Below are 13,844 nucleotides of genomic sequence, written 5' to 3'. Positions count from 1 at the left end.
GCACTTTATTGAGTTATACAAATCAATGTTCAAGCAATGTACCGAGATACAGACTCAATGTATGATCTATCTTATTGAAAGATAAGCCGGTTAACCGCTCAATTTTAGAAAGTCGATAACGTAGCGTATTGGGGTGAATAAACAATTTTTCAGCAGCGAGATGTAGATCACAATTTGATAAAAAATATTGCCGTAGTGTTTTATAAAGACCGATATTTTCTTCTGCAAACAAAGGAGCTATCGGTTTTAATAGCTCACGTCCTTGCCAAGAACTTGACAATCCTGTTAACAACACCGGCAAGCGATATTCATCAAAAAAATAGACGTTTTTCCGAGGATAATGCTTTAATCCATAAGCTAAGGTGCTTTGTGCACTCTCGAAAGAAAGCGGCAATTGTTCTGACAACGGTATGTTTAAAGCCGCACCTACTGCAATTTTATAATCTTGTTTGGCATAATCAGGCGGTAATAAAGTTTTCACTTGTGAAAGTGCGGTCGAAATCTGAAAAGGTTTTAGCACTACAACTTGATTTAGGGACAACATTGCCACTTCTTGCTCAAATTCCGGCTGTTCTAAATAATTGATCAAATGCTGTACCGCATCCGGATTCGGCTGTAAAAGTTTAATCAACATCACCACACGGGATTTATTAAGATCAAAAGAGAAAAATTGCGCTTGCTGCTCCATATCCTTCCAATTCAAGTTTCCACGTAATAGTTGTAAAATAAATTCTTCTTTATAACGGCGATGCCAACGCTCTTGCTCCAATAATGCATACTGTTCCACAATCAACTCTGCGGTCATTTTCACCAATTCCGCATATTGCTTCACTAATAAAGGTTCGCCTGAAATGCCCACGACGCCAAGATTTTTGCCAAGATACCGAATCGGCAAATTAATCCCCGGTTGTGCTTCAAAATTCCATTTTTCCGCCAGCACGGCATCTACTTCCACCACTTTATTTTCCCGTAACGCGATAACCGCCCCCGTATGTCGCTGCCCTAAACGTTTCGCATTACCGGAAGCAATAATCACGCCATCGTGATCCATCACATTCACTGAATAATGGATAATTTTCATCGTCCGTTGAACGATTTTTTTCGCAATAATGGTGTCGAGTTGCATTAAAAATAACCTGATTATTTAAAAATCACGTGAGAACCCAACTATACTTGTTAGTTTTTCCTTAAGCAAGGAAACGCCCGATAACCTGCCCTCCAACCATAATCCATGTCATTAGCATCGAAGTAAAAAAGACACTTAAATATACATAGCCTGTTTTTAAATAACACCAATGACTAATTAAAATAAAAATGACAAATTGCGGAATAATAACCGATAACATCATCATCCAACGACCACCGAATTGCGGCAGTCCTATTAAATCGAACCCCGGGCCTAATTGCATAAAATTCGGTATAAAATGAAATAACCATAAAATCATTAATCCACCGACTGCAAATAGACTTGTTTTTATTGTCCAATTTAATAAGGTCAGCGTGAAACTTTTCGTATGTTTCATACGCATTTGTACGTAAATAATAAGCCCATTAAACGAATAGAAGAAGAATAAAATAAATAACCAGTAAATCGGAAATAAAATAAAGCGTTCCGATGTAAGAGGTTTAAATATCGGCCATAAAAAGCGTAATTCAACTTGCCAGAGAGAATGTACAATGTAGGCAATACCATAAAGATAACAGACTAATATTATCGCTAAAATAAAGTAACGTAATATTAATTGAACGGTTGTGATATTCGATGTATTAGAGAAAATACCAAATACCCGCCAAGGAATAGGTTTCTTACGAGACCATATAAAGAACAATATATAATTAACTATCGCACTAACAATTAGCCATAATATGATACCGTTTCCCATTTCCAACGGCATAAAAGGAATTACTGCGGCAATCGGTTCATTCGCCCCGCCCCATTGTGTAAACAATGGATACAATATGATTGTCATCATGATATTGCCTATGGCGAAATAAAACCATTTGCTTGAAGACAGTTCAATTTTTGTTGAGGGCGGCTGTGTTACAGCAGAAAAATAAGAATGATTTAATAGTCCGGCAGCTAAAAATAATGAAGAAACCATCGCAAAAAATAAGGCGAATAATCCTGCAAATTCTTTATACCAATAGGTTTGTTGATCCGGCTCAACCCAATCCGCATCTTTTTGCCCTTGTTGTAAAGCCTGATTAAACCATAAAATCGCTTCTTTATTGGTATGTGATGAAATCATTACGCCTAAATGCGTTCCATCAACTAAAGCCGCACGTCTTGCCGAACCATCGGTAAAACTTCCATAGGTGTGATCCCACTGCAAACTACCGTTTTCTTCTAAGGAAAACGCTTTTAAGCGATTGTGGTTTTTCGTCAAATCTTTAACAGGGAAAGATTTCTCACGATAGCCGCCTATTTCTTCATACAATCCTTGAGTAAGTAAATAATTATGCAAACTAGGATCGCCACCATTGCCGCTTTGACCATTTACCGCCTTATGATCCGGATTCAATTTTGCCACTCGGATCGCATTTAACGCCCCCGTAGAATGCCCTAAAATACCTAATCGCCGACTGTCGACAAAAGGTAGAGATTTTAAATATTGATAACCATTATTTGCACCACTCATATTTTTATTTGAAGCCGGTAGCTTCGTTGAATAGCCATGCCCGAAGTGATCAATAGCGAGAACAACGAAGCCGCGTTTGGCTAATTCTAATGCGCCGAACGTATTCGTTGCCTCTTTATCGCTTTGATAACCATGTAACGCTAATAATCCGGGCTTAGGGGTTTTATCTGTCGCAGAATACGGACGATATAATTTTGCTACCATCGGCTGATGTTCTTCCGTCATAAAAGTGATAGTTGAAACTTCAAGCCGACCGAAATCCCGCTCAATCAAAAATGCTAGGTAAGTGCAAATAAGAGTGAGAATCAAAAATAAACCACTCCAAATAAAATTCTTCCTTATCATATTATTCCCCTTTCTTCGCTTAATATCGGATAAATTTCTACTCCTTTATTCGGAAAACTCAACAATACAGGTTACTTGGCTGGAATCTAACCCGACAATTCTTAATGGCGCATTAAAGAATTGTTGAATGTTCGCATTTGTAGGTAATTCAGATAAATGCATATCTTCAATAACCGTGGTGAATTTTCCTGTGTGATAACCCAAAATAGCACGATGACAATCTCTAGGATTTTCACTTTCAGGAACTTTTGATGAAGGTGAACCTAACGCCAAGAAGTCAATACCAACCCCTTTTAAATTAGGAAAATTTTCAGATAAGTATTTGCCTGCACTTGTTGATATATAAGGACCTTCATTTTGATAACGAATGGGATCTTCCGTTCTATACCGTTCAAATCCTGTTCTCAAAAAAGCAAAGGATACATTTTTTAAAATATCGGAATAAGGCTCTAAATCTTTCTGCGTGATTCCTTCCGCATCACCCTTTGGAATTTCCAATAAAGCGACTTTCTTGTGGCAAAAGTATTCAATCGGTAATTCATTAATGCTTAAGCCGTCTTTCACAAAATGGCGAGGCGCATCCATATGCGTTCCACAATGATTGGGTAGTTCAGTCATAAAGCTGCTGAATGGTTCATCATCGCTGATAACATCAGTGCAACGGGTAACCTTTACGGTTGGCTCTCCCGGCCACGCTAAATCTTTGGGATCAAGAGGGTGTGATAGGTACATAAACATAATTATTTTCCTTAAATTTACTTACGTTTCTGTTGTAATAACCACTTCATCACTTCCGAGCTATTAAATACAGCATCCCAAGTGTTATGTGCATTGTTGTTTAAAATGCCGTTATCTCCCTCTTTTTCCGTACTGAATTCTGTATATCTAACATTCTTCGCCCCCAATTCGTTCACGAGAATTTGATAATTAATTCTAGAGCCTTTTACAGGAGAAACCTTATCTTCCTTACTATGGAAAAACCATAAGGGCATATCTTTAATCGGAGATAAATTATTTTTATCGGCATTGCCATCAACCCATTCTATGGTATAAGCCTCTCGACCACTTGCTAATACGGCACCGGCGAAAAAGTGAGGACGTTTTAATAAAAGATTAAGAACACCTTCCGCACCTCGAGATAAACCAACCAAATAGATACGATCTTTATCAATAGCAGGATTATCTGCTATTATGTCATCTATCATTTTCAGTACTAAATTAATTCGATTTTGAGTTTGCCAATGAATTCCCCCTTTTTGCCCTTTTTCCTTATCATCAAAAGGATCAAATACCGTACTATATTGAGGGGCAAGTACAAATCCCTGTTCATATTGCAACGTTGATATTGCACCTTTATTTGAAACGATATGCGCGATATTATCCGTACCGACTTGACCGGAACCATGTAAGAAAATCGTGAGAGGATATTTTTTATGTTCAATCGAACTAGGACGATAGAAACGATATTTCAAACTATTCTTTCCATCAAGCGTGGCTATTTGCTCAGAAAAATCATCAATGAATAGTGTTTTAACATTCGTTTTTTCCGCACTTTGAATAATTTCATTTCTTTCAATTGTTTTACCACTAGAAAGTTTTATATATCCAATTTGTTCAATTTGGTAGGTTAATTTACTGCCGTAATATTGTGGAATTTTTATCCCTTGTACTTTTTCAATCTCAATAATATGGCCTGATTTATCCTTTGCTTGAAATTTCATAGGCTGCTGATTACCTAACTCTAAAGAATAAAGCCTAGCGTTAGAATCTCTATCGTCTAATTCAAGGATCACAAATTTCCCTACTTTTGCTTGTACGGATCGTTCAGGTAAATCATTCACATAGGCACGAATGATCGTACGAGGAATTTTTTCTTTTTCCTCCAATTGTGTAAAAACTTTGTATGTAGATCTTAAATCGCTACTTGCCAGTACCCTGTTCTCATACTCCAATGCTACGGCAGTTACCTTTTGACCTGATGGAGTAACCTCTGCAAGTAAGGTTGTTTTAATAGCGCCTGCCGATTTAGGAATGTCATCTTGAGCCAAAATGGAAGGGGTGATAAAAAATAAAGACATTGCAATGAATATTCGCTTAAACATAGAAAATGCTCCTTTACATAATAAGGCAAGCTACAGCTTGCCTTTTAAATATTAAACAAATAACCACATTAAACTAATAATTGAGAATGCAATCGTTCCATAGATCGTCGTAAGAATGCTCCAAGTTTTTAATCCATCAGATACCGAAATACCAAAGAATTTCGTCCAAACCCAAAATAAACTGTCGTTCACGTGAGACAATGTCATCGATCCCGCCCCCATCGCGGCAGTAATAAGGGCAATTTGAACTCCACTGTATCCGCCGGTAGTAATAATCGGTGATAAAATTGTTGCACTGGTAATGATCGCTACGGTTGCAGATCCTTGTGCAGCTCGCAATAACGCGGCAAGAACAAAGCCTAATGCAAGAATATGTAGACCCGTACCTGATAAAACCTCTGCTAACGCTTTACCTACCCCACTAGCATCTAAAACTTTGCCGAACATACCGCCTGCACCAGTGATTAAAATAATACCGGCGATAGGGGCTAAAGAAGAATTAAGGATTTCTTCTAATTTCTCCTTATTCCATCCACGGCGTAAACCCAACACATAAGAAGAAACACAAACCGCAAGTAACAGTGCAAATGGGGAACTACCTACCATACTGAAAATTTCACGAATGAGATTCTCTTTAGGTAACATCACTGCAGTGATTGTCCCTAACATAATCAATACCAATGGGAACACAATCATACTTAACACCGTGCCAAATTTAGGCAATCCGGAAGCATCGTGAGCCAACTGTTTTTGATATTCGATCAAATCCGTTGAAGTTGGTACAGGAATAAATGTTCGCTTTGTAAAAAACGGAATGAATAATTGACCAATTAAGTAGGCTGGTAATGCCGCACATAACCCAACACCAAGAACAAATCCAATATCAGCGTTTAGTGCTTGTGCACCGGCGACAACCCCTGGATGTGGAGGTAACATTACATGCACCATCAACATTGAAAGACCGATAGGCAATGCATAAACAAGCATATTGCCACCTAATCTGCGAGCCACACTGAAAATAATCGGTAATAAAACAATGAAGCCTACATCAACAAATACGGGAATACCGAAGATAAATCCTGTCGCACCAAGGGCAAAAGCCGCGCGTTTTTCACCGAATTTGTCTAATAACCAAGCGGCCAATACATCTGCACCATTTGATTTTTCAATAATTTTTCCGAGCATCGCACCTAATCCCACAATTAAAGCAACGCTTCCCAATGTTCCTCCCATTCCACTCACTAATGTTGGAATAACTTTGTTCATCGGAATACCGGAACTCAATGCAACAGCAATACTTACGAGCCCGAGTGCAATGAAAGGATGAACCTTCCCTTTAATCATTATCGTTAATAATGCCGCAACACTTGCTATACCAATCAAAATCAGCACTTCATTAGACATAAAAAGCTCCTTAGTTATGGGTATAAAAAGAGCGGTCATTTTTTATGACGTTTTTAAAACTTCTCAAAAAACAACCGCACTTCATCACTTATTTATAACGTTCAAACCACGTCAAACCGCTTGTGGTTTCTCCTCTCGGTTTGTATTCACAGCCTACAAACCCTTGATAACCTATTTCATCAAGTTTATTAAAAATGTATTCGTAGTTTATTTCGCCTTCATCCGGTTCATGACGTTCCGGCACAGAGGCGATTTGTACGTGGGCAAATTTCCCCTTTAATTTATCGGTTAAACGGGATAAGTTGCCATCTACATTCTGAGCGTGGAAATAATCCAACTGAACAAACACATTATCGCAAGCCACGCGTTCTACGATAGCTAAGGTATCGTACTGGCTTTTTAATAAGTAATTCGGTTTCACTTCCGGGCTTAATGCTTCTAACAAAATGTGAATACCGTGAGGTTTAAATTTTTCTGAAGCATAACGAATATTGTTGATAAAGGTTTCTTGATACTCCGCTTTATCAGCCCCTTCAGGAACGACAGCCGCCATAATATGTACATTTGGGCAACCTAATCCGATCGCATATTCCAACGCCATATCAATATGTTGATGGCTTTGCACTTCACGTCCCGGAATCGCCGAAACACCCCATTCACCTTGAGAAATATCTCCCGCAGGTGTATTAAATAGCACTACTTGTAAACCGTGTTTATCCAGTTCTTGCTTAATGGTTTCTACGGGATAATCGTAAGGCCAGAGAAACTCAACATATTTAAAGCCGGCTTTTGCCGCCGCTTCAAAACGCTCGATAAATGGTACTTCGTTAAACATCATGGTTAAATTCGCAGCAAATTTTGGCATGATTATTTCCCTCTGTTTTTTAATTCATTGACTTCGTCATCGGTCAGATAACGAATCGGTTTTCCTTGTAATAGGAAGAACAGTTTTGCCGTTTCTTCCAATTCTTCTGCGTTGTCCGCCGCATCAAGTAAATCCTTACCGGTAACGACAACACCGTGATTGGCAAGCAAAAAAGCCTTACCGGATAAAGCGCGAGCCTCCAACTCCTCTGCAATACTTGGTGAACCCGGCCGGTAATAGGGGATAACCTGTAAAGCACCAACCCGCATCACGTAATAAGGGGTAAAGGCTTTAATGGCGTTTTGCGGATCAAGGTTTTCCAAACAAGAAAGCGCCGTTAAATAAGTGGAATGAAGATGTACGATTGCCTGACATTCCGGATTTTTGCGATACATTGCCAAATGGAACACAAATTCTTTTGAGGGTTTATCCCCCTCCAAAACATTTCCTTCCATATCTAACACAGAAAGTCGCTCTGCTTGCAATCGCCCTAGCGAACTGCCTGTAGGCGTCACTAAAACCCGATTTTCACCCAGCCGTACGGAAAGATTTCCTGCGCCACCGACAGTGTAACCACGCTCATAAAAAGAACGCCCTAGCTTTACCATTAATGTTTTTAATTCTGCCTCTGTCATAACATCATTCCTTGTGCATCGGTGAAAAAACTTTCTTTGCCGAAATTGCCCGATTTCAAAGCAAGTGCGGTCGATTCTCCTAATACTTTTAACCAAGGCACACCCGGTGCGATTTGTTTACCGATTTGAAAGCCTGTAAAACCAAGTTGCTGAACAACAATGCTGGAGGTTTCACCGCCTGCAGTAATAAAGTTTTCTACACGACCATTGTCTTTCAATAACTGCGCCAATTTTGCAAAGGTTTGTTCAATCGCAAGGCTTGCTTTGTCTCCCCCGAATTTACATTGAATTCGTTTAAGCTCATCAGGTGGCACGGTAGCATAAACCATAGGTGCAAAAGCTTCATCAAGATGCGGTAAAACTTGCTCAAGCAATGTTTTCGCATAATTCGGATCTGCTATCGCGCGTTCCACATCCAAATAAATCGCAGTCGCTTTCTCTTTGTAAAACGCAACTTGTTTATTTGTCATCACCGAACAAGAACCGGAAAGGATCACACTTCTGCCTTTTTTCGGTACAAAAGCATCCGTTGCTTTTTTGCCTCCACTTAACCTTGCTGCCATATACGCGCCTAAACCGGAGCCGCCCGTCACTAATTTCAAATCACGTACCGCTTCGGCAAGTACGGCAAGTTGGCTGTTATCCACCGCATCGACTACCGCATAACGGAAACCATTTTGTTTCAATTTAGCAAAACAAGATCTCACATGCTCCGCTCCTAAAATCACATCGGTATAACTTACCAATCCCGTTTTGCCTTTGGCTTGCGCATCCATTAAGCGCATCAGGTTTGCATCTTTCATCGGCGTAATAGGATGATCACGCATTCCGGATTCGTTAAGCAAAACATCACCCACAAATAAATAACCGTTGAAGATTGTTCTGCCATTAACCGGCAACGCCGGTGTGATCACGGTAAAATCATCGTTAAGAGTATCTAATAAGGCATCCGTTACCGGTCCAATATTGCCTTTTGAGGTGCTATCAAAGGTTGAACAATATTTAAAATAGAACTGAGAACAACCGCTCTTTTGCAACCATTTAAGGGCATTCAATGATTGCTCAATGGCTTCATTCGCCGGATTAGAGCGAGACTTCAAACTGATCACAATGGCATCGACTTTTTCTGTTAACGGTGCATTCGGTACACCGTTCATTTGCACCGTATGTAAACCGTTTTCGACTAAAAAGCTCGCAATATCGCTTGCACCGGTAAAATCATCTGCAATTACGCCCAACATCATTACGCTCCTTTTTTCGGCAATTCGATACCGCTGAAAATTTTAATCACCGCACTGTCATCTTCTTTGCCATAACCTGCATTGCTCGCCTCAGTGAACATAGAATAGGCGGTACTGGCAAGATGAAGAGGAAAATGCAAAGATTTCGCCGTATCATTCACAAGTCCTAAATCTTTCACAAAAATATCTACCATTGAGAGAGGCGAGTAATCCCCCTCCACCACGTGTTTCATACGATTTTCAAACATCCAAGAATTGCCGGCGGCGTTTGTCACCACGTCATACATTAAATCAAGCGGAATACCTGCTTTCGCCGCGAGTGCCATCGCCTCTGCACCGGCTGCAATATGCACGCCCGCAAGTAATTGATGAATAATTTTTACCGTTGCGCCTAAACCAATTTCTTCACCAATGTTGTAAATCTTACCGGCAACGGCATTTAAGACAGGTTGTAATTTTTCAAATGCTCGGATAGGGCCTGATGCCATTACCGTCATTTCACCAAGAGCTGCTTTTGCCGCCCCACCGGATACCGGCGCATCTAACATAAGCAAATCTAAATCTGTTAATTTCTGTGAAATTTCTTTTGCATCCTGTGCTGAAATGGTAGAAGAAACCATGACGGCAGTGCCTTTATTTAACTTTTCCGCCAAGCCGTTTTCACCAAACAGCACTGAATTGACCTGTGCTGCATTAACGACAAGCAATACGACAGCATCTAATTTATCGGCAAAATCGACCGCACTTTGCCCAACGGCATAAGCGCCATCCGCTTTTAATTTTTCAAGTGCTTTGGTATTAAGATCCACGCCATAAGTGGTTAAACCCGCTTTTACACAAGATTGTGCCGCGCCCATTCCCATTGCGCCTAAACCGATGACAGCGACAGAATATGATTTGTTCGTCATAACATCCTCCAAATAAGTTTATCGATCTGATCGACAGGCATTCTGACATATATCAAAATAAAAAAACGTGATAACGATCACAAATATTAACATTTATGTTATTTTTTGTTATTCGCTGTGAAAAATAGATAGAGGGAAGAAAAAAAGCTATAATTTGAAATAAATTTTTAGGGGGAAATGATGATTCCTGCAGAACGACAAAAACTACTACTTAATTTAATTAATCAGAAAGGTATTGTGAGCATTGCACAATTAGTTGATTCACTGAATGTTTCTCATATGACGATTCGTCGTGATATTCAAAAATTGGAAGAGAGGGGAAAAGTGATTTCCGTATCCGGTGGCGTAACAATGCAGGAACACCTTTCTTTTGAGCCGACCCACCAAGATAAATCCTTACTTTTTCACACACAAAAAGAGCAAATCGGTGAAGTAGCAGTTCAATCAATTCCAACCAATACAACGGTTTACCTTGATGCAGGAACAACAACACTAGAGATCGCTTACCGCTTAATTGAACGAGATGATTTATTAGTGATAACGAACGATTTTTCCATCGCTCATTTTTTAATGACAAACGGGCAGTGCGAATTAATTCATATCGGCGGAACGGTAAATAAATTGAATCATTCTTCCGTTGGGGAACTTGCCGGACAGTTTTTACGCCAACTTTCTATTGATATCGCCTTTGTTTCTACCTCATCGTGGACATTGAAAGGCTTAACCACACCGGATGAAACAAAACTACCGGTGAAAAAAGCCCTTTTGGATTCAAGCAACCAACGCATTTTAGTCTCCGATTCTTCAAAATACGGCAAAGTCGCAACATTCCATATTTGCCCGCTGACACGGTTTGATCGCATCATTTGCGATAAGAACCTCGTTGAATCCGCACAAAATGCGATTAAAGAGCTGAATATTGAGCTCATCACGGCATAAACATTCACAATAAAAAACGGCTTATGCCAATAACATAAGCCGAAATTTTTAGGTAGGGTGCGTTAGGCAACTTCTACATAATAATGAAATCTTTCCACCGTGAATTTAATTTAAAAATCGACCGCACTTTAGAAAAATAAAATGCTTCCCCATACAATGCCGACAATGCAAAGGGCAACAAAAACCGCTGCGGAACCCTGATCTTTTGCACGCCCCGAAAGCTCGTGGCGTTCAGTGCCGATACGATCGACAACCGCCTCAACGGCACTATTTAATAGTTCCACAACCATAACAAGTAAAACTGAAGAAATCATTAAAGCGATTTCGAGTTTAGTATCACCAAGCCAAAAAGCCAATGGAATTAAAATACAGGCTAAGAAACATTCATGACGAAAAGCCGTTTCGTTTTTGAACGCACTTTTTAAGCCTTGTATGGAATATTTTGTCGAGTTGATTAAATGGGTTAGTCCCGTGGTTTTATACATAAAGTTTCCTATTTTATAAACGCTTGGCTTCAATTACGTCATTTAATTTCGCCAATCTCGCCAAGATTTTACTTAAACTTTCCACATTATGGAGTTCAATTTCCATATCAATAGTTGCCAGTTGTTTTTTCGTATCGGTGCGACTTGCTACTCCTAATACGCTGATTTTTTCATTCGCCAGAACCGTTGTAATATCACGCAACAAACCGTTGCGATCACTTGCGACCACACGGATATTAATGCGAAAACCGTTGGCATAATTTTCTCCCCAAATGGATTCTACTACGCGTTCCGGATGGGCGGCTTGCAAGTCTAAAAATTGCTCACAATCACTGCGATGAATGGAAATACCCCGCCCCATCGTGATATACCCCACAATAGCATCACCCGGAATCGGCTGGCAACAACGCGCCATATGATGCATTAAATTGCCCACTCCTTCAACAATCACATAACCGTTCTTTGTTGTTACTTTTTGCTGCGCATTGTTCGCACTTTTATTTGCTACGTGGCGTAAGATTTCTTGATCGGCTTCCTCCGCCGTCACTTTAATCAATTTATTTTGTAAAAAATTGATAAGCTGATTAAGACGAATATCCCCACTTCCAATCCCGGCATAGAGATCTTCTATATTTTTTAAGTTATAGCGAGGCAGGGCATGCTGCTCAACTTGTTTTAAGCTAAGATTTAAGCGGGCTAATTCGTTATCCAACAAGTCTTTACCTGCCGGTACATTTTTATCGCGATCTTGCTTTTTAAACCACGCCTGAATTTTGGCTCGGGATTTTGCCGTATGGGTAAAACCTAAATTCGGATTGAGCCAGTCTCGGCTTGGATTTGGATTTTTTTGGGTAATAATCTCAATTTGATCACCCATTTGTAATTGATAAGTAAACGGCACAATACGCCCCGCTACTTTCGCCCCAATGCAGCGATGACCGATTTCACTATGAATCGCATAGGCAAAATCAAGCGGTGTAGAGCCTGTCGGTAAATCCACCACCTCACCTTTCGGGGTAAACACATAGACGCGATCATCAAACACTTGGCTGCGTAATTCCGCCATCACCTCACCGGAATCCGTAATATCATCTTGCCAGGCTAATAATTTACGCAACCACGCTATCTTTTCTTCATAGGCAGAAAGGCTTCCCGTGTTACCTTCTTTGTATTTCCAATGAGCGGCAACACCTAATTCGGCATCATCATGCATTTGTTGGGTACGAATCTGTACTTCAATCGGTTTTCCGCCTTTTCCCAACACAACGGTATGAATAGATTGATAACCGTTCGGTTTCGGGTTGGCGACATAATCATCAAATTCTTTTGGAAGATGCTTGAAATGGGTGTGAACAATGCCAAGTGCGGTATAACAATCTTGTAATTTTTGTACGATAATTCTGACCGCTCTTACATCATATAAGCCGCTAAACTCCAAATGCTTTTTCTGCATTTTTCGCCAAATGCTGTAAATATGTTTCGGACGACCATACACTTCTACGTGATCAATACTTTCACGTAAATAACCGCTTAATTCCGCCACAAAATCCGCAATATAGCGTTCGCGATCAAGGCGGCGTTCTCGTAACAATTTCGCAATCGCACGGTATTGTTCGGGATGTAAATAACGGAAACAGTAATCTTCCAGTTCCCATTTAAGCTGACCAATCCCTAAACGATTGGCAAGCGGTGCATAAATATTGGAACATTCTTTGGCGGCAAGAACTTTATCTTCTTCTGAAGAACAACGATTTTCCGCATCGCGGAGAAAAGTAATACGTTCGGCAAGTTTAATGATCACGCAACGGAAATCATCCACCATCGCAAGCAACATACGGCGCACATTATCCACTTGTAGTGCATTGGCAGAATGGCTGGCATTGAGTTGGCGAATGTTATCCATTTCCTCCACCCCTTTGAGCAATTTAGTGATTTTGCTGCCGAATTCCTCTTTTAGATTTTCCCAATCCACCAAGTGATTCGCCACAATCGGGAAAAGCATGGCGGTAATCAAACTTTCCGCATCCATATTCAATTCGTGCAGAATTTCCACCATTTCCACGCCGGATTGGAGTGTCAAGGTTGCATTTTCCATCACATCAGGGTGGGCATTAATATGTTTGTGTGCGTAATACCAAGCTTCAATCAGCGTTTTTTCCGTCTGCTCCGCCAATTTTAATCCTGCACACCATTGCTCAATTACAAAATCTTGCGGATTTAACAAATGAGAACCACGAACAGCAACCATAATACCCCCTAGTTGTTGGAAGATAAAAGCAAC

Annotated in this window: 12 protein-coding genes; 1 reads left to right on the top strand and 11 read right to left on the bottom strand. The window is 40.1% G+C overall.

The window, feature by feature from the left end; genetic code table 11:
• Nucleotides 1-22 precede the first annotated feature (22 nt).
• The 9 genes from HEMROJRC1_RS07260 to ltnD form a co-directional block, all read right to left on the bottom strand.
• The gene (locus HEMROJRC1_RS07260; protein ID WP_226692292.1) at nt 23-1,126 is read right to left on the bottom strand and encodes a CdaR family transcriptional regulator; all 1,104 of its coding nucleotides are present in this window, start codon (nt 1,124-1,126) and stop codon (nt 23-25) included.
• 61 nt (nt 1,127-1,187) lie between these two features.
• Nucleotides 1,188-2,984 carry an alpha/beta hydrolase gene (locus tag HEMROJRC1_RS07255; RefSeq protein ID WP_226692291.1) on the bottom strand — a complete coding sequence of 599 codons (1,797 nt, stop codon included), beginning with the start codon at nt 2,982-2,984 and terminating at the stop codon, nt 1,188-1,190.
• Nucleotides 2,985-3,029: 45 nt separating this feature from the next.
• Nucleotides 3,030-3,722, bottom strand: a complete 693-nt coding sequence (locus HEMROJRC1_RS07250) for a cyclase family protein (protein ID WP_226692290.1) — start codon at nt 3,720-3,722, stop codon at nt 3,030-3,032.
• Between the two features lie 17 nt (nt 3,723-3,739).
• Nucleotides 3,740-5,086 (bottom strand): phospholipase, encoded by a 1,347-nt coding sequence (locus tag HEMROJRC1_RS07245; protein ID WP_226692289.1) that lies wholly within the window; start codon nt 5,084-5,086, stop codon nt 3,740-3,742.
• Nucleotides 5,087-5,137: 51 nt separating this feature from the next.
• Nucleotides 5,138-6,490, bottom strand: coding sequence for a gluconate:H+ symporter (locus tag HEMROJRC1_RS07240; RefSeq protein WP_226692288.1), 1,353 nt, complete (start codon nt 6,488-6,490; stop codon nt 5,138-5,140).
• Nucleotides 6,491-6,578: 88 nt separating this feature from the next.
• A complete protein-coding gene (gene otnI / locus HEMROJRC1_RS07235) occupies nt 6,579-7,355 on the bottom strand; it encodes a 2-oxo-tetronate isomerase (RefSeq protein WP_226692287.1) in 777 nt (258 codons plus the stop codon).
• Between the two features lie 2 nt (nt 7,356-7,357).
• The gene (locus tag HEMROJRC1_RS07230; protein ID WP_226692286.1) at nt 7,358-7,990 is read right to left on the bottom strand and encodes an aldolase; all 633 of its coding nucleotides are present in this window, start codon (nt 7,988-7,990) and stop codon (nt 7,358-7,360) included.
• Nucleotides 7,987-9,231: a 3-oxo-tetronate kinase gene (gene otnK, locus HEMROJRC1_RS07225; protein WP_226692950.1), complete on the bottom strand. Its 1,245-nt coding sequence runs from the start codon at nt 9,229-9,231 to the stop codon at nt 7,987-7,989. The genes HEMROJRC1_RS07230 and otnK overlap by 4 nt, the downstream gene beginning before the upstream one ends.
• A 2-nt stretch (nt 9,232-9,233) precedes the next feature.
• Nucleotides 9,234-10,139 carry an L-threonate dehydrogenase gene (gene ltnD / locus HEMROJRC1_RS07220; RefSeq protein ID WP_226692285.1) on the bottom strand — a complete coding sequence of 302 codons (906 nt, stop codon included), beginning with the start codon at nt 10,137-10,139 and terminating at the stop codon, nt 9,234-9,236.
• A 180-nt stretch (nt 10,140-10,319) separates the two neighbouring features.
• Here ltnD and HEMROJRC1_RS07215 point away from each other — a divergent pair, with 180 nt between their 5' ends.
• Nucleotides 10,320-11,078 (top strand): DeoR/GlpR family DNA-binding transcription regulator, encoded by a 759-nt coding sequence (locus HEMROJRC1_RS07215; protein WP_226692949.1) that lies wholly within the window; start codon nt 10,320-10,322, stop codon nt 11,076-11,078.
• Nucleotides 11,079-11,206: 128 nt separating this feature from the next.
• On the opposite strand, the gene HEMROJRC1_RS07210 is transcribed toward HEMROJRC1_RS07215, so the two are convergent.
• The gene (locus tag HEMROJRC1_RS07210; protein WP_226692284.1) at nt 11,207-11,563 is read right to left on the bottom strand and encodes a diacylglycerol kinase; all 357 of its coding nucleotides are present in this window, start codon (nt 11,561-11,563) and stop codon (nt 11,207-11,209) included.
• Nucleotides 11,564-11,576: 13 nt separating this feature from the next.
• Complete coding sequence (gene relA / locus HEMROJRC1_RS07205; RefSeq protein WP_226692283.1) at nt 11,577-13,811, bottom strand: GTP diphosphokinase; 2,235 nt, start codon at nt 13,809-13,811, stop codon at nt 11,577-11,579.
• Between the last annotated feature and the right edge of the window lie 33 nt (nt 13,812-13,844).

This window comes from Rodentibacter sp. JRC1 (assembly GCF_020521555.1).
In the GTDB taxonomy this organism is placed as follows: Bacteria; Pseudomonadota; Gammaproteobacteria; order Enterobacterales; family Pasteurellaceae; genus Rodentibacter; species Rodentibacter abscessus.
This window is presented reverse-complemented; position numbering and strand designations above follow the sequence as displayed.